Raw genomic sequence first — 26,363 nt, 5'->3', positions numbered from 1 at the left:
CGACCAGAACGCCGAAGGAGCCGTAGTGGCCGTCGCCGAATTCCCCCTGCCCGACGTGGGTGAGGGCCTCACCGAGGCCGAGATCGTGCAGTGGCGCGTCGCGATCGGTGACGAGATCACCGTCGACCAGGTCCTCGTCGAGATCGAGACGGCGAAGTCCCTCGTCGAGCTCCCGTCGCCGTTCTCCGGCACCGTCACCGGCCTGCTCGTCTCCGAGGGCGACACCGTCGAGGTCGGCAAGCCGATCATCCGCGTGGAGTCCGACGCGCAGGTCGCGTCCGGTGCGCCGGTCGCCGGCCCAGGAGGCGCGGCGCACGTCGACCAGAGCGTCCCGACCTCGCCGGACGTCACCGCCACCCCGCCGGCACCGGCCGCTCCCGCCGCCCCGGTCACGCAGACCCCCGCCGCACCCGCTCCGGTCAGCGCGCCGACCCCGCCGCGGGCCGCGGCGCCGGCGCCGGCACCCGCCGCCGCTCCCGCGCAGCCCGCAGCCGCGCCCGGCCAGCCGGTCGCCGTCGACGCCTCCGTCGTCGGCACGGACGAGTCCTCCGGCGCCGTCCTCGTCGGCTACGGCTCCGCGACCTCGTCGCCGTCCCGCCGGAAGCCGGGCGCCCGCCGGGCCGCAGCGCTCGCGGCCGAGGCGAGCCGCGCCTCCAGTGCCGACGCTGCTGCAGCGGCCGAAGCCGCCACCGACCCCGGCGAGGAGACCACCGCCGAGGCGATCTCCGCCCTCGGGTCCGGCTCCGCGCGCAAGCACGGTGTGGCGACGAACGTCCTCGCGAAGCCCCCGATCCGGAAGCTCGCGAAGGACCTCGGCGTCGAGCTGAGCGAGATCGTCGCGACCGGCCTCGCGGGCGAGGTCACCCGCGACGACGTCATCCGGCACGCGAAGCAGGCCAGCGTCTTCCGCAACATCGAGACCCCCGAGTGGGGCGACGTCCGCAGCGAGACGATCCCGGTCAAGGGCGTCCGCAAGGCCATCGCGACCGCGATGACCACGTCGGCGTTCACCGCACCGCACGTCTCGCTGTTCGTGGACGTGGACGCCACCCGCACGATGGAGTTCGTCAAGCGGCTGAAGTCCTCGCCGACGTTCGCGGGCGTGAAGGTGTCGCCGCTGCTCCTCGTGGCGAAGGCCGTGATCTGGGCGGTCCGCCGCAACCGTTCGGTGAACTCCACCTGGACCGACCGCGAGATCATCGTCCACCACTTCGTGAACCTCGGCATCGCAGCGGCCACCCCGCGTGGCCTCATCGTGCCGAACATCAAGGACGCGCAGGACATGTCCCTGCTCGAGCTCGCCCAGGCCCTCGAGCAGCTCACCCTGACCGCCCGCGACGGCAAGACCACCCCGGCGCAGATGGCGAACGGCACGGTGTCGATCACGAACATCGGCGTGTTCGGCATGGACACCGGCACCCCGATCCTCAACCCGGGCGAGGTCGCGATCGTGGCGATGGGCACGATCAAGCCGAAGCCGTGGGTCGTCGACGGCGAGGTCCGGTCGCGCATGGTGACGACGATCGGCGCCTCGTTCGACCACCGGGTCGTCGACGGCGACGTGGCATCGCGCTTCGTGCACGACGTGGCCTCGGTGCTCGAGGAGCCGGCGCTGCTGCTCGACTGACCGCCACCGCCGTTGCGGACTCCCGCATTCGTCGCGTGGTGTTCACACGGATGTCGGTGGGCGGCGGGATGATCGAGACATGGTCCACCAGCTCCTGATGCCCTCGCAGGAGATCCGAACGGATCGCCTCCTGCTCACCCCGCTGTCGCCGGCGGACATCGACGACGTGCACGCGGTCTTCTCCGACGCCCGGACGTGGACCCACCTCCCCGCGGGACGGCACGCGGTGCGGGCCTCGACGGTCGACCTCGTCCAGCGCAAGATCGGCGGTCGGGCACGACACGGGCTCGGCTCGTGGGCGGTCCGCGCCGCGGCCGACCACGCGTTCCTCGGTGTCGGCGGCGTGGACATGACCGCGGCCGGGGTGTGGAACCTCGGCTACCGGTTGGCACCGGCGGCGTGGGGCAACGGCTACGCGACGGAGATCGCGCTCGCGGCGGTGGCTGCCGCGGCGGATGTCGCTCCCGACGTCGCGGTCACCGGGCGGGTGCTGACGAACAACCCCGCCTCGGCGGCCGTGCTCGACCGCGCGGGGCTGCAGCTGGTGTGGCAGGGCTCGACGTCATCGACGCTGCCGGACGGTGTCGAGCGGCAGGTCTGGGCCGACCGGGCGCTCTCGCGGACGCAGCGGGCCTGGCTCGTCGCGAACGCCTGACCCGCACCGGCAAGGAGCCCGACGGCCCCGAGCGCACCGGTCAGGAGCCCAACGGCCCCGAGCCGTCGTCCCCGGTCGCGAGGGCAGCAGCACCCACGCAGAGCAGCAGGAGCACGGCGGCGACCGGCGCCACGGCGACCGGCCCCACCGTCAGCAACAGCACCGCCACGAGGGCGACCACCGCCAGCACGACGGGCCTCACCCGAGGGCCCCGAACAGGGTGTCGGCCTCGTGCGGCAGCTCCGTGCGCAGCGACCACTGCACGGTGTTCCAGTCGTGCCCGCTCCCCGGCGCGAACGCGACCACGGTGTCCGCGCCCGCCGTCCGGGCCGCACTGCCGAGTGCCCGGGCGTTCCGGCTGAACTCGTGGTCGGCGGACCCGGCCGTGAGCCAGAGCGCGTGACCACCGAGCCCGTTCGCCCGCATCTGCGCGATCGGGGCGGCGGCCTTCCAGCGGGCCACCGACCCACCGAACGCCTGGTCGGCGCTGTGCCGCGGGTTCTGGTCGATCGGCTGCAGTTCGCTGGAGATCGCCAGCGCGGCGCCGAACGACCCCGGGTGGGCGGTGACGAACTGCATCGCGCAGGTCGCCCCCTGCGAGAACCCGACGAGGCCCCAGGCGTGCCGGTCCGGCGTCGCGGGGAGGCGCGCGGTGATCCAGGCGGGCACGTCCTCGGTGACGTAGGTCGCGGAATTCCCGAGCGTCGAGTCGACGCACATCGGGTTCCGACCGGGAGCCGACAGCTGGTCGACGGACACGACGATCGGTGCCGATCCGTGGTGCGCGGCCGCGTAGGCGTCGAGCACGGTCCCCATCTGCCCGGCGGTGAACATGTCGCTCGGTGCCCCGGGCTGCCCGGCGAACGCGAGGACGACCGGCAGGCGTGCCGGGTCCCGGACGAGCGCGGCCGGCGGCAGGTAGACGACGGCGGGGCGGGCCGGGAAGCCGGAGCGGGTCCCGGGGATGTCCACCGTCCGGACCTCGCCGTGCGCCGGGAGCGCGGCTGCTGGGGCCGCGTGCAGGTCGAGCGCCGGGTACGGGTCGCTCTGCACGACGGTGCCGAGGGTCGGGTACTTGGCGAACTCGACGTTCACCCCGAGCGCGGGGACGAGCAGCGCCGCCGGGACGAGCACGGCGGCGAGCACCCGGCGTCCGCGACCGCCCTGCACGATGCCGGTGACCGCCAGGGCGAGTGCGGCGGTGGCGATCGCGACCCACATCCGCGTGACTGGACTCAGGGCGACGCCGAACAGGTTCAGGACGTCGCTCAGGACCCAGCAGACGAGGAGCACGGCGACGGCGGCCCCGACGGCGACCACGGCGCGCAGCCGGACGGCACGCCAGGCGGACCCGGACCGGGTGTGCCGGAGACCGGGAATCAGCACCGCGACGGCGAGCACCGCGAACGCTATGTCCACCGGGACGAGCTTCGACGGCGCCTGCAGCTGGGTGGCGAGCAGCCACTCGGTCGGACTCACGAGCGCGCCGCACCCGCGGCACGGGCCTCGGCCACCGCTCGGGCGTCCGCCGCCGCACGGTGCGCCTGCCGGAGCGCCCACAGGTGCTTCGGCCGCAGGCCCGGCACGTACGCCGACGCCAGGGCCCGGGCGACCCGCGGCACGTGCAACGGCGTCGGGACGACCAACCACAGGGGCTCGTGCCGCGCGCCGAACTTCTCCTTGAAGCGTTGCAGCGACCGGAACCCGTACACCGGCTCGAGCACGCGGGCGAGGAGCACCGACCCACGGACGACCAGCGACCGGGCCCCGGCGTGGGCGGCCAGCGGCGTGCCGGAGAGGCTGATCGTGGTGAGGCCGGCCTCGCGGGCACGGAGCGCGGTCCGGGCGATGAGGAACTCCATCACCCCGGGCATCCCGTCGTCACCGCGGCGCATGACGTCGAGCGTGTAGCCGGTCAGCGCTCCCCGCTCGTGGACGGGCAGCCAGCTCGTGACCGCGGTGACGTGCCCGTCGGCGTCGACGGCGAGCATGAGCCGGACGTCCGGGTCGTCGAGCTCGCGGAACCCGCCGAGCGTGAAGCCCATCTCCGGCAGACGCCGATCGGAGGCCCACCGCGTGCAGATCGCCTCGACCTCGGCACGACGGCCGGCGTCGAGCGCGTCCAGGGTGGTCCACTCGTCGCGGACACCCTCGCGGTCGGCCCGGTTCGACGCGGTCCGGAGGTCCTGCCGCTTCTTGCCGCGCAGGTCGAACGTCGTCACGTCGAGCACGCACTCGACGCCCACCGGCAGCGCGGTCCACCCCTCGGCACCGAGGATCGCGCGGACGGGTTCGTGCACGCTCGTGAACGCGGGCACCCAGCCGTTGCGCTCGCAGAACGCGGTGAAGCCGGCGAGGACCTCGGCGCGGTCGGCGGTGGCGCACGCCGGGTCCGAGACGGCGAGGGCGACCTCGCCGCGCACCCGGTAGGCCACGGCGCCGCGTCCGTCCGGGTGGGTCCAGGTCGCGTTCCCGCGCCAGGTCCCCATGTGCCCGAGGGTCCCGGCGTCGCCGTCGCGGAGCATCTCGACGAGGTCGTCACGGCGTGCACCGGCGGCCCGGAACCGCGCGCGGACGAGCCGCGGTCGGAGGAGGAGCACGGCGAGCAGCACGGCGGCTGGCACGATCCACGCGCCGAGCAGGGTGACTTGCCACTCGATCGCGTCGAGTCCGAGCCCCTGCCACTGCACCGCGTCGTCCTTGACCGGCTCGATGAGGAAGACGTCGGCGAGCACGACCGTGAGCGTCAGGAGCACGCCGATCGCCAGCGCGATGCCCGTTCGGCGACCGCGGTGCACGAGCCAGGCGGCCAGGAGCAGCAGCACCCCGACGACGACCACGGAACGGTCCGGCATCGCGTCGGCGAACGGCGAGAGCACGCCGTCCGGGTCCGGCACGATCGGGGTCACCAGGGTGCCGGCACCGAGCGCGATGAGGGCGCTCACCACGACCGTCCGTGCGGTGACGCGGGTGGTGCGGCTCTGGGGCCTGGAGGCGCGGCGCACGATCCACGCGCCGGCTGCGGTCCCGAGCAGGGTCGCCAGGGCGCGGGCCAGGTCCGACCCGTGGCCCGCGAAGAGCACGAGGGTCAGCACCACGGTCCAGAGCGCGGCGCGTGTCCGCCAGCGGCGCTGCGCGGGCATCGCCGCCGACGCGGCCCCGAGCAACGCGGCGGCGACGACGGAGGGGGCGAAGAGCGGCTGTCCGACGGCGAACTCGGCGTGTGCCTCGCCCAGCGCCGAACCGATCGTGACGGTGAGGAGGGTCGCGAGGACCCCGAGCAGCGGCGCGCCGACCCCGATCACGAGGGTCCGGAGTGATCCGAGGGAGCGCTCGGCGAGGACGGTCGTCAGGACCACCGCCACGAGGGCGAGGCACGCGACGGGCGGGTGGTGCGGGAAGTCCGGCTCGGAGTGCGCCATCCGTGCGGTCACGACGAGCGCGACCGCGACCACCGCCACGGCGACGGAGACGGGGGATCGACGGAGTCGTCCGAGGAGCGCTGCTGGTGCCACGGTCCCATCCCAGCCGATCGCCCCCGCCGGGGCATCGCTCCACGGCGTGAACCGCGATGGCCGATCGGCCAGGCCGGGCTGGCTCCGAGGATGACCGTCAGACCGCCCGGGCAGCCGGCACGTGCTCCACCGGCAGCCGCAGGTGCAGCGCGAACCCGTCGTCCGGCTGCGGGCCCGACTCCATGCTCCCGCCGAGGAGCGACGCCCGCTCCCCGAGCCCGATCAGCCCGAGCCCGGACCCCGGCAGTTCGAGGCGTTCGGAACGCGCCGGGCCGTTCACGACGTCGACGAGGACGTGCTCGCCGTGGATCCGACCACTCACCCGCACGGTCGCGTCGGGGGCGTGCTTGCGGACGTTCGTCAGCCCCTCCTGCACGAACCGGTACACCGCGCGCTGGAGCGGCTGGGCGAGGGTGTCCGGCAGGTCGACGGTCGTGCTCGTCTCGAGCCCGCTCTCGGCGATGAGCCGGGGGAGGTCGGTGAGCACCGGCTGGGGCGCGATCTCGCGGTCGGTGCCGCCGGAGGCGCGGAGCACCTGCACCATCTCGCGGAGCTCCTGCAGGGTGATCACGCACAGCTGCCGGATCGTCCGGGCGAACCCGCGCTCGGCCTCGTCGCGTCCGGCCATCTGCATCGCGCCGGCCTGCACCGCGATCAGGGTCACCTGGTGCGAGACGACGTCGTGCATCTCCCGCGCGAGCAGCGCCCGCTCGCGGGACAGGGCGACGGCCGCGGCCTGCCGGCGTTCGTCCTCGCGGGCCCGGCGGGACTCGACGAGCTGGTCGGTCAGCCGCGCGCGGGTCTGCACGAGCAGCCCGACGGCGAGCGGTCCGAGCGCGAAGATGAGCGCGTAGACGACGGAGACGACGATCTCGTCGAGGGTCTGCGGCGGCCCGACGAACCCGCTGAAGCCGACGAACTGCACCAGCGCGGCGAGGAGCATCAGCCACCGGCGGCTCGTGCGCTCCCCGAGGGTGAACAGCGCCACGCTCGCCGCCACCACCGCGGAACCGACGAACAACCCCGGCACCGTCAGGGCGAACGCGAGCACGGGGAAGCGACGACGGAGCAACAGGGCGGCGGCCGCGAGCAGCGACAACCACGTCTCGAGGGCGGTCGCCCCGGAGATGTCGAGCACGGCGTCCGCGACGGCGGCGGAGATGAACAGGGCGTCGACCAGCCACCACGGTGCACGGCGGGTGCGCGCCCACCGCAGGCCGACGTCGACGAGGCGGTCGAGCCTCCCGTCGGTCGCCGCGAGCACCCGCCGGACGCGCCCCGACCGCTGCGTGTCAGCCATCCAGGAGTCCTGCCTCGGCCGCGCGCAGCGCGAGCTGGACGCGCGTCGGGACGCCGAACGCGGCGAGCAGCGACCGGATGTCCTCCTTGACGGTCCCGGTGCTCACGCCGAGCCGTCGGCCGATGTCCGGGTTGCTCACGCCGTCCGCGACGAGCCGGAGCACCGCGTGCTCCCGGTCGCTGACGGACGGCGCGGGGGCTGCCGGACGTGCCGCGAACAGCCGGGTCCGGTCGACGCCCGGTGCCAGGACGACCCCGCCGCGGGCGAGGACCCGGACGTACTCGGCGAGGCCCTCGGGGTCGGTGTCCTTGAGCAGGAAGCCGGCGGCGCCCAGCTCCATCGCCCGACCGACGTACTCGTCGGTGTCGAAGGTCGTGAGCATCGCGACCGCCGGTGGTTCGGGGAAGGCCTGCAGCTCGCGGAGGACCTCGAGGCCGTTCACCCGCGGCATCCGCACGTCGAGGAGCACGACGTCGGGCGCGTGCGACCGGATGACCTGCACGGCGTCCACGTCCCCGGTGGTGGCGACGACGTCGATGTCCGGTGCGGCGCCGAGGATCAGCTCGAAGCCGTAGCGGACGAGCGTCTCGTCGTCGACGATCACCACGGTTGTCACGCGCGTCATCTTGTCATGCACGTTGGCGTTCCAAGGGGGACTCGCTACTGTGGCAGGCACTGGTCATGTCCGCGCATGACCACCCGCACGACCAGCGACGGAGCACGAGGACCGCATGACGAGCCGGATCACCGAGGGTGCCGAACCGAAGCACCAGCAGCTGCGGCGCATCCTCCTCGAGCTCGCCACGGTCCGGCTCGCACCCGGGGCGGCGATCCCGTCGGAACGCCAGCTCATCGCCGAGTACGGGGTGTCCCGGATCACCGTGCGCGAGGCCCTCGGCCAGCTCGTGAACGAGGGCTACCTCGAACGCGTGCGCGGCAAGGGCACCTTCGTGGCGCACCGCCCCGTGCAGTCGACGCTGCACCTGGCGTCCTTCACCGAGGAGATGCGGGCGATGGGGCACGTGCCGACGACCGTCGTGCTCGTGCGCGAGGAGCGGGTCCCGCCGTCCGACACCGCCGCGGCCCTGCGGCTCGACCCCGACGTCGCGGCCTTCCACGTGAAGCGCCTGCGCATGGCCGACGGGGCGCCGGTGTCGATCGACGACGCCTGGCTCGTCGCGGACGCGTTCCCCGGGCTGCTCGAACACGACCTGTCCGGGTCGGTCTACTCGATCATCGCGACCGAGTACGGCACGCCGATCGACCGCGCGCAGCAGACCGTCGCGGCGAACCCGGCGGCGGACGACGTGGCGACGCTGCTCGGCACGAAGACCGGGGCGCCGCTGCTGGAGTTCGACCGGGTGTCCTACGCGGGGGAGCGCCCCGTGGAGCACACGCGGAGCTGGTACCGCTCGGACCGGTACCGGGTGCAGATGGAGGTCACAGCGACGGCGGCGCACGCGGTCGCGTAGCCGCTCGCCCAGACTCGGCCCGGCGGACACATTCGCGACCGATCGGGCCCGAAAGTGTCCGCGGAGCCGAGTCTCGCGGCAGGGTGTCGCGTGCTAAGCCTCGAACAGGGTGTCGCCGTCGCGCACCGTGGTGCCGACCGCGTCCTGCGCGATCGAGTCCGGCGCGGAGCCGAGCACGACCACGGGGCAGATCGGCGAGTAGCCGGCGGCCGAGATCACCGAGGGGGTGAACCGGACGACCGGGTCGCCCGCGACGACGGTGTCACCCTCGGCAGCGATGAGCTCGAAGCCCTCGCCCGAGAGCTTCACGGTGTCGATGCCCACGTGCACGAGCACGTCGGTGCCCGCGGCACCCTGCAGCGCGAACGCGTGCGGGTGCAGCTTCACGATCGTGCCGTCGACCGGTGCGACCGCCGTGACGGCACCCTCGACCCCGGTCGGGTCCACCGCGACGCCGGCGCCGACGAGCTGCCCGGCGAAGACCGGGTCCGGCACGTCGGCGAGCGAGACGACCGGGCCCTGGAACGGGGTCCGGACGGCGGTCACAGCTCGTCCTGGATGTCCTGCGCGAGGTTGTCGGCGATCGGGCCGACGATGACCTGCCACCCCGTGCCGCCACCGACGACGGCCTGTGCGCCAGCGGCCTTCAGTGCGTCCTTGTCGACGAGGTCCCCGTCCTCGACCTCGACGCGCAGGCGCGTGATGCAGCCCTCGACCTCGTCGATGTTCTCGGCGCCACCCAGCGCGGCGATGATGTCAGCGGCCTTGATGTCAGCCATCGTTTCCTCCTCGTTACGAAAACGCGTGCCGGGTTGACAGGCGTGTGGTCGCGGTTCAGACTACGGAACTGGTCATGACCGGACAGGACCGGACCTGGCGACACCGCCGAGGTTACCTGCGCTGACTGTACGACTCAACTCACCCCGACAGCTCCACCCAACGACGAGAGGACCTCCGATGAGCACCACCACTGCCACGGATGTGCCGGAGAAGAAGACCCCGAAGAAGCAGTCGCGCGTCTTCGCCAACGCCCAGCGCCTCGGCCGGAGCCTGCTCCTGCCGATCGCGGTCATGCCGGCAGCGGGCATCCTGCTCCGCCTCGGCCAGGCCGACATGCTCGGAGCGATCCCCGGCTTCGAGAAGGGCGCGACGATCATCGCCGCCGCCGGCAACGGTGTCTTCACCTGGCTGCCGCTGCTCTTCGCCGTCGGCATCGCGATCGGCTGGGCGAAGAAGTCGGACGGCACCACGGCGCTCGCCGCGGTCGTCGGCTACATGGTCATGTACCAGGTGTTCGCGGCCATGTCCCCGATCGTGCTCGACGGGGTGAAGGACGCGAACGGCAACCAGGCCACGATCAACTTCGGTGTCCTCGGCGGCATCGTGATGGGGCTCGTGTCGGCGTTCCTGTGGGAGAAGTTCCACCGGACGAAGATGCCCGACTTCCTCGGCTTCTTCTCCGGGCGCCGCCTGGTGCCGATCCTCACCGCGGTCGCCGGTCTCCTCATCGCCGTCGTGATGTCGTTCTTCTACCGGTACTTCGACATCGCCTTGACCGCTGCCGGCCAGGCCGTGGCGGACAACGCCGTCATCGGCGGTGGCATCTTCGGGTTCGTCAACCGCATGCTCATCCCGATCGGGCTGCACCAGCTGCTGAACTTCTTCCCGTGGTTCCAGCTCGGCAGCTTCACCACCGGCGGCACGACCTACCACGGTGACATCGCCCGGTTCCTCGCCGGCGACCCGACGGCCGGCATCTTCCAGACCGGCTTCTTCCCGATCATGATGTTCGCCCTGCCGGCCGGTGCCCTGGCGATCTGGCGCAACGCCAAGCCGCAGAACCGCAAGCTCGTCGGCGGCATCATGCTCTCGGCCGCGCTCACCTCGTTCGTGACCGGCATCACCGAGCCCCTCGAGTACTCGTTCATGTTCGTCGCGTTCCCGCTCTACATCATCCACGCGGTCCTCACGGGTACCTCGCTGGCGCTGGTGAACGCGCTCGGGATCCACGACGGCTTCTCGTTCTCGGCCGGCGCGATCGACTTCGTGCTGAACTTCGGCAAGGCGGACGGGGCCATCTGGCTCATCCCGATCGGCCTCGGCTACGCGGTGATCTACTACTTCCTGTTCAGTTTCGTGATCAAGAAGTGGAACCTCCGCACGCCCGGGCGTGAGGACGACACGATCGCGGAGAACACGATCGAGGCGGCCACGAAGCCGTAGCCGTCACCATGCAACGGACGGGAGGCGCGGTGCCGGCTGGCACCGCGCCTCCCGTCCGTCATCCGGCTGATACTGGTTTTGACAACCGTTATCAACTAGCTCTACGCTCGTCGACATGCACAACCGTCTCCTCGCCCTGCCGCTCGTCGCCGGCGCAGCCGCGCTCGCCCTGACGGGCTGCGCGACGTCCTCCGCCTCCGGCGACGCCTCGGGCGACGGCACCGTCCGGGTCGTCGCCTCCACCAACGTCTACGGCTCGATCGTCGAGGCGATCGGCGGCGACCACGTCTCCGTCACGAGCATCCTGGACGACCCGTCGCAGGACCCCCACTCGTTCGAGTCGAGCGCAACGACACAGCTCGCGGTGTCCAAGGCCGACCTCCTCATCGAGAACGGCGGCGGGTACGACGACTTCATGACGACCCTCGCCGACGCGTCCAGCACGAAGGCGGACACGATCAACGTCGTCGAGCTCTCCGGTCTCGACAAGGGTGGCGACACCGAGTTCAACGAGCACGTGTTCTACAGCTACCCGACGATGGTGAAGCTCGCCGACGACGTGGCGAAGCGCCTCGGCGACCTCGACCAGGCGGACGCGGACACCTTCACGAAGAACGCCGACGCCCTGACGACGAAGCTCGAGGGGCTCGAGGCGAAGACGGCCGAGCTCGAGAAGACGTACGGCGGCGAGAAGGTCGCGTACACCGAGCCGGTCCCGGGGTACCTCTTCGACGCGATCGGCCTCGACAACGTCACGCCGGACGCCTTCTCCGAGGCGATCGAGGAAGGCGACGACGTGCCGCCGGCGGCGCTCAACGACACGCTCAAGCTGTTCACGAACAAGACCGTGAAGCTCCTCGCCTACAACGACCAGACCTCGAGCCCGGAGACGGAGGAGGTCAAGAAGGCCGCCGACGAGAACGGCGTCCCGGTCGTCGGTGTCACGGAGACGCTCCCGAAGGGGGAGGATTACGTCTCGTGGCAGCAGGCGAACATCGACCAGGTGCAGGCGGCGCTCCAGAAGTGACGACCGTCTCCCACCCGACGACCGAGCGGACCGCCACTGCCCCGGGCAGTGGCGGTTCCGCCGTGCTCGAACTCCGCGACGCCGGGCTGTCGTACGGCTCCCGTGCACTCTGGTCGCACCTCGACCTCGACCTGGCGCCGGGCGAGTTCGTCGCGGTGCTCGGGCCGAACGGGGCGGGCAAGACCTCGCTCCTCCGCACGGTCCTCGGGCAGCAGCGGCTGACGAGCGGCACGATGTCGTTCCTCGGCCAGCCCGTCCGGCGCGGGCACCGCAAGATCGGGTACATCCCACAGCAGCGCCTGATGGACGCGGGGACCCCGCTCCGGGCGCGGGACATGATCGCGCAGGGCGTGACCGGCTCCCGGTGGGGCATCAAGCCCGCGAGCCGTGCCGAACGGTCCCGGGTCGATCGCATCCTCGACGAGGTCGGGGCCACCGCGTTCGCGGACGCCCCGGTCGCCGAGCTGTCCGGCGGCGAGCAGCAGCGCACCCGCGTCGGGCAGGCCATCGCCGCCGACCCCGCGCTGCTCCTCTGCGACGAGCCGCTCATCTCGCTCGACCTCCGGCACCAGCGCGGCGTCACCGAGCTCATCGACCGGCAGCGTCGGCAGCAGGACGCTGCCGTGCTGTTCGTCACCCACGACGTGAACCCGATCCTCGACGTCGTCGACCGGGTGCTCTACATCGCCGGCGGCCGGTTCCGGATCGGATCCCCCGACGAGGTCCTCCGCACGGACGTGCTCTCCGACCTGTACGGCACCCCCGTCGACGTCGTCCGCACGATGGGGCGGATCGTCATCGTCGGCGCGAACGACGCGCACGACCACCACTGCGACGCGGACCCGAACGCCGCGACGCCCGACGACGGGCGGATCTGATGGACATCTGGTCGCAGGTCTTCTCCTTCCAGGACTACGGCGAGCTCGTCGTGCTCGTGCAGAACTCGATCTGGGCCGGCGCGGTGCTCGGCATCGTCGGCGGGCTCATCGGGCCGTTCGTCGTCGCCCGGAACATGCCCTTCGCCGTGCACGGCATCTCGGAGCTGTCGTTCGCGGGCGCCTCGGCATCGCTGCTGCTCGGGGTGAACGTGGTGACCGGGTCGCTCGTCGGGTCGGTGATCGCGGCGCTGCTCATCGGGCTGCTCGGGTCGAGGGCGCGGGACCGCAACTCGATCATCGCCGTGCTCATGCCGTTCGGCCTCGGCCTCGGCATCCTCTGCCTCGCGCTGTACAAGGGCCGCGCCGCGAACAAGTTCGGCCTGCTCACCGGGCAGATCGTCTCGGTCGACAACCCCCAGCTGACGTTCCTCGTCGTCGTCGCCGCGATCGTCGTCGTGACGCTGCTCGTGATCTGGCGCCCGTTGATGTTCTCGTCGGTCGACCCCGACGTGGCCGCTGCCGCCGGGGTGCCGGTCCGGACGCTGGCGCTCGTGTTCATGCTCGTGCTCGGACTCGCGACCGCGGTGTCGGTGCAGATCGTCGGCGCGCTGCTCGTGCTCTCGCTGCTCGTCACCCCCGCGGCCGCTGCCCTGCGCCTCAGCTCCCACCCGGTCGTCGTCCCGGTCCTGTCGACGGTGTTCGCCGTCGTCTCGGTCGTCGGCGGCATCCTGCTCGCCCTCGGCGGGGGCTCCCCATCAGCCCGTACGTCACGACGATCTCGTTCGTGATCTGGGTGGTCTGCCGGATCGTCGGCGGGCGCAAGGACAAGCGCGGACGCGACCGGATCGTGCGCCGTGACCAGCGTGACGGAGGCGCACCGCGCCTCCAGGCCGACGATGCGGACCACCGGTCCGCCGCCGGCCGGAAGGAAGGAGCGACCGCATGAACGCCGTGCAGAAGCCGAAGCGGAACACGTGGCAGCGCGAAGCGGTGCGCACCGCGTTGTCCAGCACCGAGGGGTTCGTCAGCGCGCAGGCGTTGCACCAGCACCTGCGGGACGACGGCTCCACGATCGGACTCGCGACCGTCTACCGGGCGCTCTCCGACCTGGCGACCGAGGGCGACGCCGACTCGCTGCAGCAGGACGGTGAATCGCTGTACCGCGCGTGCACGACCGACGCGCACCACCACCACCTGATCTGCCGGAACTGCGGCCGCACGGTCGAGATCGAGGCGGATCCGGTGGAGCGGTGGGCGCAGGAGGTCGCGGCGGCGAACGGGTTCACGAACGCCAGCCACGTGGTGGACATCTTCGGGGAGTGCGCGTCCTGCACGGCCGCGCGCACCGGCGCGTAGTCTCCGCGTCATGCACGTGATCCTGGTGCCCGGCTTCTGGCTCGACGCGAGCGCCTGGGACGAGGTGGCCCCGGTGCTCCGAGCAGCGGGCCACTCGGTCGAGGCGGTCACCCGCGACGGCGACACGCTGGACGAGCAGGTGGCCGCCCTGGTCGAGCTGCTCGACGACGTCGCGACGCCGGAGGAGCCCGTGGTGCTGGCGGGACACTCCGGCGCGGGGCCGATCGCGTACATGGCCGCCGACCAGCGGCCCTCGCTCGTCGCGCACCTGCTCTACGTCGACACCTTCCCGGGACCCGAGGGCGGCTGCGTCAACGACGAGCTGCCCGTGGTGGACGGTGTCGTGCCGCTGCCCTCGTGGGACGTGTGGGAGCCGGCGACCGTGCGGGGGATGACACCGGCACTGCGGTCGGAGTTCGAGCACCGCGCGATCCCGGAGCCCGCCGCGGTGCCGTCCGACCGGTTCCACTACGCCGACGCCACGCGGCACACGATCCCGGCGACGGTGATCACGTGCGAGATCCCGGCGGCGGACCTCGCGACGATGGTGGCCGACCACCAGGCCTGGGCGGCGGAGCTCGTGGCGACGGAGGAGCTCGCGATCCTCGGGCTCGAGACGGGGCACTGGCCGATGTTGACGGCGCCGCGGGAGCTCGGCGAGCTCATGGTGCAGGCGCTGGCGCCGAGGCCGGCCGAGGCGCCGTAGCGCGGGGCGGGCGCCCGGGGCGCCCGGGCCGTGCTCACTTGGTGAGCAGAAGGTGTCGGGCGGCCGACCGTGACCCGACCATTTCTGCTCACGAACGCGCCCGCCGGAGGTGGGGCGCGCCTCGAGGGCGACCCACGCAGCTGCGGCAGTTTGCGACACGCCCGGTCGTCGCGTACGCTTGACCCTTGGTTCTCCGCGTCCGCGTGGCGAGCCCAGTTGTTCCAAGCCCTCCGACCGTCGCGTACGCCGCGGTCGCGCGGTGTCCACGGCCCCTTCGACAGGGATCGCGGGCCTGGGCGGTGCGCACAACCCCCTCGCTCCGTCGCTCGGCGACGCAGCGCGTGCGCGCCAGGCAAGTGACCTTGGGTGCGGCCGTCCGGTCGCACGGTACCTCAGGAGGAAACCATGGCAGCAGTGTGCCAGGTGACCGGAGCCACCCCCGGCTTCGGACACAACATCTCGCACTCGCACCGCCGGACGAAGCGTCGCTTCGACCCGAACGTGCAGAAGAAGACGTACTACGTGCCCTCGCTTCGTCGTAACGTCACGCTCACGCTCAGCGCGAAGGGCATCAAGGTGATCGACGCACGCGGCATCGAGTCCGTCGTCAAGGATCTCCTCGCCCGTGGGGAGAAGATCTGATGGCCAAGAAGGGTCAGGACGTTCGTCCGATCATCAAGCTCCGCTCCACGGCGGGCACCGGGTTCACCTACGTGACCAAGAAGAACCGTCGCAACAACCCGGACCGCCTCGTGCTGAAGAAGTACGACCCGGTGATCCGCAAGCACGTCGACTTCCGTGAGGAGCGCTAAGCATGGCGAAGAAGAGCAAGATCGCGAAGAACAACCAGCGCGCCGAGATCATCGCGCGCTACGCCGAGCGTCGTCTCGAGCTGAAGAAGGCCCTCGTGGACCCGAACGGCTCCGACGAGTCGCGTGAGGCCGCCCGCGTCGGCCTGCAGAAGCTCCCGCGCGACGCGTCGCCGGTCCGCTACCGCAACCGCGACGCCATCGACGGTCGCCCCCGTGGCCACCTCGGTGAGTTCGGCATCAGCCGTGTCCGCTTCCGCGACATGGCCCACCGTGGCGAGCTGCCGGGCATCACGAAGAGCTCCTGGTAAGCACCAGCTTCCGCGGACGCCCCGTCACCCCAGTGGTGGCGGGGCGTTCGCCGTTCCCGGGCCGTTTCGGGGGACATCTTCGTCACATCGGTCACTTCCGCCCCTCCAGTACCCCGACAACCCCGGAAATCCGGGCGAGTCGGCAGGTTTCGTCTCTGGTGGCTGGTACGTTCGACTCCGGTTCCGCAGGGTCTCGCGCCCACCGGCACCGTGGCACGGAGCACCCGCTCCGGGCGCCGGACGAGAAGTCGTCCGACCGATACTGCAAGAAGTCCGAGGAGGACATCCATGGCTGACAAGTCCCTGAACCGCACCGAGCTCGTCGCTGCCGTCGCCGCTGAGTCCGGCCAGAGCCAGGCCACCGTCAACGGCGTCGTCGACGCGCTCTTCTCCGTCGTCTCCGGCTCGGTCGCCGACGGCACCAAGGTCACGATCCCCGGTTGGATCGCCTTCGAGAAGACCCACCGTGCCGCCCGCACCGGCCGCAACCCGCAGACCGGCGAGGCCATCGAGATCGCCGCGAGCGACTCGGTCAAGGTCAGCGCCGGCTCGAAGCTCAAGGCTGCCGTCAAGTAAGACTGCTCCCGCGCCACGAAAGGGACGGCTTCGGCCGTCCCTTTCGTCGTTCCCGGCCTGCGATGGGTCCGTGGTCGGTCCTCCACATCCAGGAGGCGCGGATCGCCCTCCACAGGTCGCCCCGCTCGATTCCGTGGCCGGGTGGGGCAGCGCCTAGGCTTGACGGGTGAATCGGATCGCGCGCATCGCCGGCCCCGCCGTGCTGCTGCTCGTCGGGTTCGTGTCACTCCTCGTCGCCCTCGTCATCGGGGGCGGCGCGAACGCCGCGCTCATCGCCGACCCCGGCGCCGTCGTCCGGTTCGGCTTGCCGATCGCCCGACTGGTGGTCGACCTCTCCGCCGCGGCCGCGATCGGTGGTCTCGCACTCGCGACCGTCGGGCTGTCCCGCACCGCGCCCGAGTGGAACCGCGCGATCGACGTGGCCGCCGGTGCGGCGGGCGTCTGGACCGTGTCGTCGGCCGTGACGACGTTCTTCACCTTCCTCAGCGTCGCCGGCTCGAGGATCAGCATCGACGAGCAGTTCGGGCAGTCGATGGGGGTGTTCCTCACCGGGACGGACCTCGGCCTCGCGTGGCTCGTCACCGTCCTCGTCGCCGCGGCCGTCACGGTGCTGTGCTTCGCCGTGCGCTCCCGCGGGATGGTCGCCCTGACCGCGGGGGTCGCGATGATCGGGCTCGTCCCGCTCGCCCAGCAGGGGCACGCCGCGGGCACGGCGAGCCACGACGCGGCCGTCACCGCACTCGGGCTGCACCTCGTCGGCGCCGCGCTCTGGGTCGGCGGACTCGTGATGCTCGTGCTGTTGCGCCCGGTGATCGACGGCGACCGCTGGGCCGTCGTCGTCGGGCGGTACTCGAGCATCGCGCTCGGGTGCTTCGTGCTCGTCGCCGTGTCCGGTGTGGCCTCGGCGCAGATCCGGGTCGGGGCGCTCTCGAACCTCTTCACCGCGTACGGCGTCCTGGTGCTCGTGAAGATCGCGGCCATCGTCGCGATGGGTGTGCTCGGGGTCGTGCAGCGTCGACGGGCGATCCGCGCGCTCAGCACCGCCCCCGAGCGCCGTCGTCCGTTCTGGTTCCTGATCGTGGCGGAGCTCGCTGTGATGGGCGTCGCCAGCGGGTTCGCCGCGGCGCTCGGCCGCACCGCGACCCCCGTCGACCAGGTCGCGCTGAGCAAGACCACGAACCCGTCGCCGGCCGAGTTGCTGACCGACGACGCCCTGCCGCACGCTCCGGGTGCCTGGGGATGGCTGACGGCGTGGAACATCGACCTGTTCTGGCTGATGGCCGCTGTCCTGCTCGCAGCGACCTACACCGCCGGCATCGTCCGCCTGCGTCGCGCCGGTGTGCGCTGGCCCGTGCGCCGGACGGTCGCCGCCGGCATCGCGATCGTCTCGCTCGTCGTCGCGACCTCGGGCTCGCTGCACACCTACGACCGCTTCCTCGTGTCCGCCAACGTCGGGTCGCACGTGCTCCTCGGGCTCGTCGTGCCGGCGCTCGTCTGGGCGTCGGCACCCGTGAAACTCATCCGTGCCGCCGTCCACCCCCGCGACGACGGCAGCACCGGTGTCCGCGAGTGGACGGGCGTCCTGGTCGACAACCAGGCGGTGCGGTACCTCGTGCAGCCGTTCCCGGCGTTCCTGGTCCTGGCGGCGGCGTGGTGGGCGTTCTTCGTGACCGACGCACTCCGGTGGTCGGTCAGCGACTCGACGGGCCGCACCGTCATCGACGTCGGGTTCCTGCTCGTCGGGCTCCTCGCCGTCCCCACCCTGCTCACGCCGATCGCGGTCGGCGCGCGGCGCGCTTCGATGCCCGCGGCGCTCGTCCGGATCGCCGGGGCGGTGGTCGTCGCGGCCGGTCTGGTGTCGCTCGGCGTCGCGATGCGCGGGCCGCTCGGGCTCCTGCAGGCGTCGTGGTTCGGCGCGATGGGCCGGACGTGGGGACCGGATCCGCTCGTCGACCAGGCCCGCGCGGGCGCGCTGCTCGTGGTCGCCGGTGTCGCCGTCGTCGTGACCGTCGTCGTGGTGGTGCTGGTCCGGGTGCGCCGCGCCGTGGCGGAGCCCGCCGTCGACGGACCGCGCAGCGGCGACCGGGTGGCGACCCGATGAGCGTCGAGCTCAGTGCCGAGCAGCGGGCCGTCTTCGAGTACATCGAGCACACCCGCGACCACGTGTTCATCACCGGGCGTGCGGGGACGGGCAAGTCGACGCTCCTGAACCACCTGTCGTGGAACACCGAGAAGCAGGTCGTGATCTGCGCGCCGACCGGTGTCGCGGCGCTGAACGTCGGTGGGCAGACGATCCACTCGCTCTTCCGCCTGCCGATCGGGCTCATCGCCGACGCCGAACTCCGGCAGGGGCCGGACACCCGCAAGCTCCTCAACACGATCGACACCCTCGTGATCGACGAGGTCTCGATGGTGAACGCCGACCTCCTCGACGCCATGGACCGCTCGCTGCGCAAGGCCCGCGGGCGCCAGTTCGAGGCGTTCGGCGGCGTGCAGGTGGTCATGTTCGGTGACCCGTACCAGCTGCCGCCGGTGCCGGGCGACGGGGACGAGCGCGCGTACTTCACCGACCACTACCGCTCGATGTGGTTCTTCGACGCCAAGGTCTGGCTCGAGGCGGAGCTCAACATCGTCGAGCTCGCGACCGTCCACCGGCAGCGCGACGATGCCTTCGCCGCGATGCTGACGGCCGTGCGGCACGGGCGGGTGACAGCGGACGTCGCCGGGCAGCTCAACGCGGCGGGCGCCCGGCCCGCCCCGGACGACGCGATCACCCTGGCGACCCGGAACGACACCGTGGCGCGCATCAACAAGGCCGCGCTCGACCGGCTGCCCGGCAAGGTGCGGACCGCGCGGGCCGACGTCAACGGCGACTTCGGCGGACGGAACTTCCCGGCGGACGAAGCCCTCGAGCTGAAGCCCGGCGCGCACGTGATGTTCCTGCGCAACGACCCCGACCAGCGCTGGGTGAACGGCACCCTGGGGGTCGTGCAGACGATCCGCGACACCGTGTGGGTGGACGTCGACGGGGAGTCGTTCGAGGTCCAGCCGTCGGTGTGGGAGAAGTTCAAGTACTCCTACGACGCCGACAAGAAGGAACTCAAGAAGGACACCGTCGGCGAGTTCCAGCAGTTCCCGCTCCGGCTCGCGTGGGCGGTGACGATCCACAAGTCGCAGGGCAGCACCTACGACCGGGCGGTGGTCGACCTCGGCAACCGGGTGTTCAGCGCCGGGCAGACGTACGTGGCGCTGTCACGGCTCACCTCGCTCGAGGGGCTGTACCTCACGCGTCCGCTGCGGCCGCAGGACATCATCGTGGACCTCGACGTCCGGCGGTTCATGTCCGAGGCGCCCCGGGTGGTGGCGACGGAGCTCGAGGCGGCTCCCGCTCCCGCCCCGGACGCCGACGACGGCGACTGACCCGCCCCCGCGCGACGGCCCAGGCGCGCGGCGGCCCGGGCGTGCGACGGCCCGGACGCACGACGCCCCGCCGGCCACGAGGGGCGGGCGGGGCGTCGGGGACGCGCGGGATCAGGCGCGAGCGGTGTCCGCACGCAGCGCGCGGAGGTTCTCCTTGTCGGCGCCGAACGCCGTGAGGAGCAGGATGACACCGACGATCGCGTGGAAGACGTTGTCGGTCGTGTTGAGCGCGAACACGTTCGCCGAGGTGTTCACGAACACGAAGCCGTAGACCGCGAGCACGACGAGGACGGCGCCCACGAGCACGTTCGCGTTCCGCGAACCGATCGTGTTTCCGAGCCCGACGATGAGCAGCACGGCCGCGAGCAGGACCCACAGCAGTGCCAGCGGCGGGTTGACGCCGAACGCGTTCCAGAGCATGCCGCCCTTGCGGCTGAAGAAGCCGGGGTCGCCGTCGGCGGCGAAGAAGAACCCGAGGATGCCCCAGATGAGGAGCAGCGCGCCCACGGTGAGCGCGAGACCGCGGTTCGGGGAAGCGGTGATGCTCGGTTCCTTGATGGCCACTTCGGTTTCCTCCTCGTACGCAGCCGACGCCGTGTACGTCGGTCCGGCGATGCGCGCCGGTGCGTTCGCCCGCGCGCGGCCGGTCGGTGCGTTGCCGGATCCGAAGGTCGCTGTCCCGCGGTTCCCAGGCTCCGACCGGCGTCCCAACGGTATCGTGTCGGACCCCGACCGTCCGAATCGCACGCGCGTGAACAGGCGTGCGACGACACCGACGACCAGCACCCCGAGGAGGACCAGCCCGGTGACCCGAACGCCCGAACGCAGCGCACCCGAGTCGCGTGGACCGAGCGTCTCACGGCGGTTGCGGTGGGGACTGTTGTCGGCTCTGGGGTTCGTGATCGTGCCTCTCGTCTACGCGGTGGCGGTGCTGACGCCGGTGGGGCAGCGGGTCGAGGACGCCGCACTCGGCGGGGTCCGGGAATCCGACCTGTTCTCGTCGGACACTGCCCTGAACGTCATCTCGGTACCGGTGATCCTGTTGCTCGTGGTCGTGATCGCCGCCGTCGCGCTCGCTCGGCGCCGGCTCGCAGTGGGGCTCGGAGCCGGTGTCGTCGTGCTCGCTTCGGCGGCCACCTCGACGCTCGTCAAGCGTATCGCCGAGCGCCCGGAGATCGCCCAGTCGACCACGCCGAACTCGTTCCCGTCCGGTCACGCCACGATCGCCCTCGCCGCCCTGTTCGCCGTGCTCATGGTCACGCCGCGTCGGTTCCGCCCGCTCGTCGTGATCGTCGGCGCCGCCTACGCGGTCTTCGTCGCGAACCAGACCGTGGTCTACGGCTGGCACCGGGTCAGCGACATCATCGGCGCGTGCGCGATCGCGCTCTTCTGGGTCGGGGCCGTCCGGGCGTTCGGACCACGGGTCGACCGTGGCGCGCGCGGCGACCGCGACGGCCACCGCGGTCCGCGTCGGTTGGTGACCTGGGTCCTCCTCGTCGCCACCGGGGTGACGTTCCTGGTCGGTGTCGCGGCGCTCGTGTACGGCATCTCGGGCGGGGCACACGACCACGGTGCGATCCTCGTCGCGGGCCGGATGGCGTCGAGCGCGAGCGTGCTGGCCGTCGTGACGATCGTGTGGATCGCCGACGGCATGCACCACGCGGCGCGGACGGACTCCGAGGCGCTCCCGGGCCGGTAGCCATCGCATCCGTAAGGGTTACAGGCCTGTAACGCCTCCGGACCCGACGGCCGTTGGCCGACTAGCGTCGTCCACACGCCGGCCTCGGGAGCCGGCGTGGACGGGGAACACATGCGGGTGGAGCACACCCCGACGCGGGCACGTCGGGTCCGTGGCACCGTCGCCGCTGCCCTCGGGGCGCTCCTCGTCGCCACCGGGGTGCTCGTCCCCGCGACCTCCGCATCCGCCATGACCCAGGTCCCGAACGGGCCGGCCGACGAAGGAACACCCGGTGGTACCGCCACGGCGATCGTGCAGAACCAGTCCGCCGGCACCGGGACCTGGACGATCACCGCGCCGCCCAACACGACGATCACGGCTGCGCAGTCGGTCCCCGCACCCGGGCTCGGACAGTTCACCTGCGTGCCCACGAACGGCGGGACGCAGGCGGCGTGCGGCGCCAGCACGTGGGGGACCGGCAACCAGGTCGCCATCACGATGACGATCGATCCGGCTTCGCCGCTCGGGACCGTCGCCGGTTCGTCCGAGATCAGCCCGTTCGAGGCCGCCGCGCCCTACTCGATCACGGTCGTCGCGCCCCCGGCCCCCGCCGCCCCCACCATCACCGCCCCGCCCGCGGGCGACGAGTCGATCACGACGCAGCCGACGATCACCGGCACGAAGGTGGCCGGTGCGGCGGACACGACGGGAACCACCCTCGCGGCCACGATCGACGGCGAGCCGCTGTGCACCGTCGACCCGGCGACGACCCCCGACTGGTCGTGCACGCCGACCGAGCCGCTCGCGGTCGGACAGCACACCGTCAGCGCGACCCAGACGGACCGCTTCGGGCAGGTCTCCCCGGCGGTGACGAGCACGTTCACGGTCCTGGCGCCGGCCGGCCTCAGCGTGACACAGGCCGGTGCGACGCAGCTCTACGCGGGCTTCCCGGCGATCCGGACGGTCACCCTGGCCAACACCGGCGAGGGCGAGGCGAGAGGCGTCCTCCTCACCGCCGACACCGGCGGCCTGCAGGTCCCCGTGTGCGAGCTCGACGGCGCCACGATCGACTGCGCCGGCCTCGCCGCCGGGGTCGACCTCGGCACGATCGCTCCCGGCGACCGGCACGTCCTCCGGCTGACGGTCGCCGCCCGGTCCGGGACCGTCCCCGCATCGGCGTTCACCATCACGGCCCGGGCGTCCTCCACCACCGCGGCCGTCTCACCGGTCGAGTCCGGCAGCACCGTCCGCACGATCGCTCCCGGAGCGCCGGTGATCACCGCTCCGGGCAACCGCACGTCGACGACGGACCGCACACCCGAGGTCCGCGGCCGCGGCGTGATCCCGAACGCCGTCGTGACCGTCCGGCAGGGCGAGACCGTGGTCTGCACGGCCACCGCGACTCGTGGCACCTCCTTCGCCTGCACGCCGGAGCGTGCATTCGCCCTCGGTGCGGTCGCCCTGACGGCGACCCAGACGTACGGGGGCGTCGAGTCCGCGCGCGCATCGACCGCCTTCACGGTGACGGTCGCGACACCGGCCCCTCCAGGAGGCGCGGGTGGCCTCCCCGGCACCGGGGGCGGTTCCACGGGCGGTCCCGGCGGCGCCGGTGGCGGGACCGCGCCGACCGCGCCGACCGCACCCGGCAGCCCGAGCACGGGAGCCGGGAGCGGTTCGGGCGCCGGCCAGGGGGTCGGGTCGGGAGACGTGGGCGGCAGCACCGGTCCGTCGTCGCCGCCCTCGACCACACCGCCCGCGCCGGGGGAGAGCGCCGGCAACGGCAACGGCAACGGCAACGGCAACGGCAGCGGGGGCGGCGGCGGCGGCGGCGGCACCGGCGGTGCTGGCGCGGGCAGCGGCGGCACGGACGACGGTCCGCTCGCGATGGACCTCCGTTTCGGCACGCAGCGCATCGTGCCCGGCACCGCGGCCGACATGCGGGGCACGCTGGGCCCGAACGCCTCCGGGGCGACCGTCGCGATCACGTTCGAGGCCCGGATCACCACCGGCATGGTCTACCGGAACGTGAACGTCGAGGTCGACGACTCCCCGCTCGACTGCACCGTCGCCACGAGCTCGTTCTCGTGCATGATCCCGCTCGACCCCGGGCAGCAGGCGGACGTCGACGTCCGGGTGTACGCCGACCCGGTGAACGCGCCGGACACCGCCGTCCAGCAGATCTCGCTCGCGTCGAACCGGGCGTCGCAGTCCAACGCGATGACGGTGACCACGGCCGTGGCGAAGGGCGAGACCGAGGCGTCGCAGCTGGCCGACCAGATCACGACCTTCAACGCGACGGAGTTCCCCGGTGCGATGGTGCCGCTCCTCGCGATGCTGCTCTTCGCGCTCGCCGCGACCGTCGTCGGCCGGCGGGCGACGAGCGGCCCCGCCGCAGCGGCGACCGCCTCGCCGACCGGGTCCGGACCATCGGACGGGAACCGCGCCTCCAGTCCGACCGCCGCACCGACCGGTCCGAGCGCCGCACCGAGCGGTCCGACCGCCGCACCGAACGGTCCGAGCGGCCCCGCCACCGACCCGAGCCGACGCACCACCGACCCACCGTCCGGGAGCAACCGATGACCCACACGACCGACGCCCCGACCGACGCACCCGGCGCTCCCGGTACCCCGACCGCGAAGCGCACCCGGAGGAACCCCGCGCCGGTCATCCTGCTCGTGGCGGTGGTCCTCCTGGCCGTGTACTACGTCGTGATCGGCCTCTCCGGAGCGCTCAAGACGACGACCGCCGTCCCGGTGAGCGGGTCGAACAGCCAGTCCGGCGACTACATGACGCTGCGGATGAGCGTGCAGGACGTCGACCTCTCGAACAGGGTGATGCAGGCGAACGTCCTGCCGATCCCGCACGGCTCGTTCGAGGGCGAGAAGGCCGGCGAGATCTCGCAGCCGCTGCGCATCGAGGTCTCGAGCGGCGGGGTGACGACGAGCGTCGTGACGTTCCCGGGGCAGTCGGTGGTGGACGCGACCTCGTTGACGCTGACACTCGACCGGGGCGACACCTCGTACCCGTTCGACCAGCCGTTCGCGAACTTCCAGCTGAGCGTGCAGGACGACGACTCCGGGGACGCCGTGCCGTTCGAGGTCGACATGTCGAACTCCGCCCGGCCGTGGGTGATGAACGCCGAGCGGAGCGCCGCCGAGGTGCAGAGCGACCGCACCCTCGTCCCGATGCAGATCGACGGGCACCGGGACACCCTGAGCGTCGTGATCGTGTCGTTCTACATCATGGCGATCCTGTTCACGACGCTGATGGCCGTCGTCACGATCGGCAGCGCGATCCTCCGGCGGAAGCTCGAGTTCGCGAACGTGATCTGGCTGAGCGCCACGCTGCTGTCGTTCCCGGCGCTGCGGTCGGCGATGCCCGGCGCCCCGCCGATCGGGACGACGCTCGACTTCGTCTTCCTCTTCCCCTGCCTGGCCCTGGTGGCGATCATGTTCGTGTGGACCGGCGCGTACATGCTGTGGCGGGAGTCGAAGGTGCTGCGGAACCGCGTGCTGGACGACGCCGCCGCGTAGTCGCCGCTGGCGGGAATGCCTCGGCCTGCGTTACGTTGTACCGAGCAAGTCGATGCAAACGCATCGAAATCGCAGGCGGAGGGACTCCGCGGAAGGCGGCGCATCATGCAGTTCGGCATCTTCACGGTCAGTGACGTCACGACCGACCCGGTCACCGGCCGGACCCCCGACGACACCCAGCGGGTCCGCGACATCCTGACGATCGCCGAGCACGCCGACCAGGCCGGACTCGACGTCTTCGCGACCGGTGAGCACCACAACCCGCCGTTCGTCGCCTCGAGCCCGACGACGATGCTCGGCTACCTCGCGGGACGCACGAAGCACATCACGCTCTCGACGTCGACGACCCTCATCACCACGAACGACCCGGTGCGCATCGCCGAGGAGTACGCGATGCTCCAGGTCATCTCCGATGGCCGCATGGACCTCATGATGGGCCGCGGCAACACCGGGCCGGTCTACCCGTGGTTCGGGCAGGACATCCGCCAGGGCGTCAACCTCGCGATCGAGAACTACGCGCTCGTCCGCCAGCTCTGGGAGAACGACGTCGTCAACTGGCAGGGCAAGTTCCGCACGCCGCTGCAGGGCTTCACCTCGACGCCGCGTCCGCTCGACGGTGTCGCGCCCTTCGTGTGGCACGGCTCGATCCGCACGCCGGAGATCGCGGAGCAGGCCGCCTACTACGGCGACGGATTCCTCCACAACAACATCTTCTGGCCGATCCAGCACACCGAGCAGATGGTGGGCCTGTACCGCCAGCGCTTCGAGCACTACGGGCACGGCCGCGCCGACCAGGCGATCGTGGGACTCGGTGGCCAGTTCTTCGCGCGGAAGAACTCGCAGGACGCGATCGACGAGTTCCGCCCGTACTTCGACAACGCGCCGGTCTACGGGCACGGGCCCTCGATGGAGGACTTCACCGAGCAGACCCCGCTCACGGTCGGTTCGCCGCAGCAGGTGATCGACCGGTACGCCGCCATGAAGGACCACGTCGGGCACTACCAGCGCCAGCTGTTCCTCGTCGACCATGCCGGGCTGCCGCTCAAGACGGTGCTCGAGCAGATCGACATCCTGGCCGAGGACATCGTCCCCGAGCTGCGGAAGATCAACGAGGAGGGCCGCCCGGAAGGTGTCCCCTCGAACCCGCCGTCGCACGCCGACCGCGTGGCCGCGGCGATGGCCGCCGGCACCCTGGGCAGCGACCACGTCGCCGCCGAGGACGAGTGGACGGGTGCGTCCGTCTGATCGCGTGACCGCTTGACGGACTGGAGGCGCGG

At 71.9% G+C, this 26,363-nt stretch carries 26 protein-coding genes and 1 pseudogene; 19 read left to right on the top strand and 8 right to left on the bottom strand.

Translation table 11 applies throughout. From position 1 onward, the window contains the following. The first annotated feature begins 25 nt into the window (after window positions 1-25). Together BJK06_RS06245 and BJK06_RS06240 are read left to right on the top strand one after the other, a co-directional pair. Window positions 26-1,627, top strand: a complete 1,602-nt coding sequence (locus BJK06_RS06245; RefSeq protein WP_070417154.1) for a dihydrolipoamide acetyltransferase family protein — start codon at window positions 26-28, stop codon at window positions 1,625-1,627. A gap of 79 nt (window positions 1,628-1,706) precedes the next feature. Further along, a complete protein-coding gene (locus BJK06_RS06240) occupies window positions 1,707-2,282 on the top strand; it encodes a GNAT family N-acetyltransferase (protein ID WP_083295102.1) in 576 nt (191 codons plus the stop codon). A 40-nt stretch (window positions 2,283-2,322) separates the two neighbouring features. Here the strand turns inward: BJK06_RS06240 and BJK06_RS18500 are convergent, their stop codons facing one another. From BJK06_RS18500 to BJK06_RS06220, 5 genes are all read right to left on the bottom strand, one after another. After that, window positions 2,323-2,484: a hypothetical protein gene (locus BJK06_RS18500; protein ID WP_156794786.1), complete on the bottom strand. Its 162-nt coding sequence runs from the start codon at window positions 2,482-2,484 to the stop codon at window positions 2,323-2,325. Then, window positions 2,481-3,761: an esterase family protein gene (locus BJK06_RS06235; protein WP_156794785.1), complete on the bottom strand. Its 1,281-nt coding sequence runs from the start codon at window positions 3,759-3,761 to the stop codon at window positions 2,481-2,483. The genes BJK06_RS18500 and BJK06_RS06235 overlap by 4 nt, the downstream gene beginning before the upstream one ends. Continuing rightward, window positions 3,758-5,797: a bifunctional lysylphosphatidylglycerol flippase/synthetase MprF gene (locus tag BJK06_RS06230; protein ID WP_156794784.1), complete on the bottom strand. Its 2,040-nt coding sequence runs from the start codon at window positions 5,795-5,797 to the stop codon at window positions 3,758-3,760. The genes BJK06_RS06235 and BJK06_RS06230 overlap by 4 nt, the downstream gene beginning before the upstream one ends. Window positions 5,798-5,894: 97 nt before the next feature. Next, on the bottom strand, window positions 5,895-7,097 hold the full coding sequence (locus tag BJK06_RS06225; RefSeq protein WP_083295101.1) for a sensor histidine kinase: 1,203 nt from the start codon (window positions 7,095-7,097) through the stop codon (window positions 5,895-5,897). Beyond that, the gene (locus tag BJK06_RS06220) at window positions 7,090-7,713 is read right to left on the bottom strand and encodes a response regulator transcription factor (protein ID WP_217647220.1); all 624 of its coding nucleotides are present in this window, start codon (window positions 7,711-7,713) and stop codon (window positions 7,090-7,092) included. Before BJK06_RS06220 ends, BJK06_RS06225 begins: the two co-directional genes overlap by 8 nt. A 115-nt stretch (window positions 7,714-7,828) precedes the next feature. Between BJK06_RS06220 and BJK06_RS06215 the strand changes: the two genes are divergently transcribed. Continuing rightward, window positions 7,829-8,569, top strand: a complete 741-nt coding sequence (locus BJK06_RS06215; RefSeq protein ID WP_070417150.1) for a GntR family transcriptional regulator — start codon at window positions 7,829-7,831, stop codon at window positions 8,567-8,569. 93 nt (window positions 8,570-8,662) lie between these two features. Here BJK06_RS06215 and BJK06_RS06210 read toward each other — a convergent pair whose 3' ends face one another. Beyond that, window positions 8,663-9,115, bottom strand: coding sequence for a glucose PTS transporter subunit IIA (locus BJK06_RS06210; protein ID WP_070417149.1), 453 nt, complete (start codon window positions 9,113-9,115; stop codon window positions 8,663-8,665). Further along, window positions 9,112-9,348, bottom strand: coding sequence for a PTS transporter subunit EIIB (locus BJK06_RS06205; protein WP_022907163.1), 237 nt, complete (start codon window positions 9,346-9,348; stop codon window positions 9,112-9,114). Before BJK06_RS06205 ends, BJK06_RS06210 begins: the two co-directional genes overlap by 4 nt. 178 nt (window positions 9,349-9,526) lie before the next feature. Between BJK06_RS06205 and BJK06_RS06200 the strand changes: the two genes are divergently transcribed. The 12 genes and pseudogenes from BJK06_RS06200 to BJK06_RS06145 all read left to right on the top strand — a co-directional run bounded on the left by BJK06_RS06200 (window position 9,527) and on the right by BJK06_RS06145 (window position 19,875). Then, window positions 9,527-10,792: a PTS transporter subunit EIIC gene (locus tag BJK06_RS06200; RefSeq protein WP_070417148.1), complete on the top strand. Its 1,266-nt coding sequence runs from the start codon at window positions 9,527-9,529 to the stop codon at window positions 10,790-10,792. Window positions 10,793-10,907: 115 nt separating this feature from the next. Then, on the top strand, window positions 10,908-11,819 hold the full coding sequence (locus tag BJK06_RS06195) for a metal ABC transporter solute-binding protein, Zn/Mn family (RefSeq protein ID WP_070417147.1): 912 nt from the start codon (window positions 10,908-10,910) through the stop codon (window positions 11,817-11,819). Continuing rightward, window positions 11,816-12,697: an ABC transporter ATP-binding protein gene (locus BJK06_RS06190; protein WP_083295100.1), complete on the top strand. Its 882-nt coding sequence runs from the start codon at window positions 11,816-11,818 to the stop codon at window positions 12,695-12,697. Before BJK06_RS06195 ends, BJK06_RS06190 begins: the two co-directional genes overlap by 4 nt. Next, window positions 12,697-13,643 (top strand): annotated as a pseudogene (locus BJK06_RS06185) (metal ABC transporter permease). The gene BJK06_RS06190 and the pseudogene BJK06_RS06185 overlap by 1 nt, the downstream one beginning before the upstream one ends. Further along, a complete protein-coding gene (locus tag BJK06_RS06180; RefSeq protein WP_070417146.1) occupies window positions 13,640-14,053 on the top strand; it encodes a Fur family transcriptional regulator in 414 nt (137 codons plus the stop codon). The pseudogene BJK06_RS06185 and the gene BJK06_RS06180 overlap by 4 nt, the downstream one beginning before the upstream one ends. Before the next feature lie 10 nt (window positions 14,054-14,063). Next, window positions 14,064-14,759, top strand: coding sequence for an alpha/beta fold hydrolase (locus BJK06_RS06175; protein ID WP_070417145.1), 696 nt, complete (start codon window positions 14,064-14,066; stop codon window positions 14,757-14,759). 405 nt (window positions 14,760-15,164) lie between these two features. Next, entirely contained in the window at window positions 15,165-15,401 is a 237-nt protein-coding gene (gene rpmB, locus BJK06_RS06170) for a 50S ribosomal protein L28 (RefSeq protein WP_022903747.1), read from the top strand. Then, window positions 15,401-15,571, top strand: coding sequence for a 50S ribosomal protein L33 (gene rpmG, locus BJK06_RS06165; RefSeq protein ID WP_022908193.1), 171 nt, complete (start codon window positions 15,401-15,403; stop codon window positions 15,569-15,571). Before rpmB ends, rpmG begins: the two co-directional genes overlap by 1 nt. A 2-nt stretch (window positions 15,572-15,573) precedes the next feature. Beyond that, window positions 15,574-15,879 (top strand): 30S ribosomal protein S14, encoded by a 306-nt coding sequence (gene rpsN / locus BJK06_RS06160; RefSeq protein WP_070417144.1) that lies wholly within the window; start codon window positions 15,574-15,576, stop codon window positions 15,877-15,879. Window positions 15,880-16,167: 288 nt separating this feature from the next. After that, on the top strand, window positions 16,168-16,455 hold the full coding sequence (locus tag BJK06_RS06155; protein WP_022908191.1) for an HU family DNA-binding protein: 288 nt from the start codon (window positions 16,168-16,170) through the stop codon (window positions 16,453-16,455). Between the two features lie 166 nt (window positions 16,456-16,621). Further along, on the top strand, window positions 16,622-18,556 hold the full coding sequence (locus tag BJK06_RS06150) for a cytochrome c oxidase assembly protein (RefSeq protein WP_070417143.1): 1,935 nt from the start codon (window positions 16,622-16,624) through the stop codon (window positions 18,554-18,556). Continuing rightward, window positions 18,553-19,875 carry an ATP-dependent RecD-like DNA helicase gene (locus BJK06_RS06145; RefSeq protein ID WP_070417142.1) on the top strand — a complete coding sequence of 441 codons (1,323 nt, stop codon included), beginning with the start codon at window positions 18,553-18,555 and terminating at the stop codon, window positions 19,873-19,875. Before BJK06_RS06150 ends, BJK06_RS06145 begins: the two co-directional genes overlap by 4 nt. A gap of 111 nt (window positions 19,876-19,986) precedes the next feature. Here the strand turns inward: BJK06_RS06145 and BJK06_RS18800 are convergent, their stop codons facing one another. After that, a complete protein-coding gene (locus tag BJK06_RS18800) occupies window positions 19,987-20,439 on the bottom strand; it encodes a DUF4383 domain-containing protein (RefSeq protein ID WP_175473751.1) in 453 nt (150 codons plus the stop codon). Between the two features lie 340 nt (window positions 20,440-20,779). Between BJK06_RS18800 and BJK06_RS18795 the strand changes: the two genes are divergently transcribed. The 4 genes from BJK06_RS18795 (at window position 20,780) to BJK06_RS06120 (ending at window position 26,331) form a co-directional block, all read left to right on the top strand. Beyond that, window positions 20,780-21,574 carry a phosphatase PAP2 family protein gene (locus BJK06_RS18795; RefSeq protein ID WP_181015154.1) on the top strand — a complete coding sequence of 265 codons (795 nt, stop codon included), beginning with the start codon at window positions 20,780-20,782 and terminating at the stop codon, window positions 21,572-21,574. A 96-nt stretch (window positions 21,575-21,670) separates the two neighbouring features. Next, window positions 21,671-24,133, top strand: a complete 2,463-nt coding sequence (locus BJK06_RS06130; RefSeq protein WP_156794783.1) for a hypothetical protein — start codon at window positions 21,671-21,673, stop codon at window positions 24,131-24,133. After that, window positions 24,130-25,086: a DUF4436 family protein gene (locus BJK06_RS06125; RefSeq protein WP_070417139.1), complete on the top strand. Its 957-nt coding sequence runs from the start codon at window positions 24,130-24,132 to the stop codon at window positions 25,084-25,086. The genes BJK06_RS06130 and BJK06_RS06125 overlap by 4 nt, the downstream gene beginning before the upstream one ends. 105 nt (window positions 25,087-25,191) lie before the next feature. Next, on the top strand, window positions 25,192-26,331 hold the full coding sequence (locus BJK06_RS06120) for an LLM class flavin-dependent oxidoreductase (RefSeq protein ID WP_070417138.1): 1,140 nt from the start codon (window positions 25,192-25,194) through the stop codon (window positions 26,329-26,331). The last annotated feature ends 32 nt before the right edge of the window (window positions 26,332-26,363 follow it).

Source organism: Curtobacterium sp. BH-2-1-1 (assembly GCF_001806325.1).
Taxonomy (GTDB): Bacteria; Actinomycetota; Actinomycetes; order Actinomycetales; family Microbacteriaceae; genus Curtobacterium.
The sequence above is the reverse complement of the archived record's forward strand: the minus strand, read 5'-3'. Positions and strand labels throughout refer to the sequence as shown.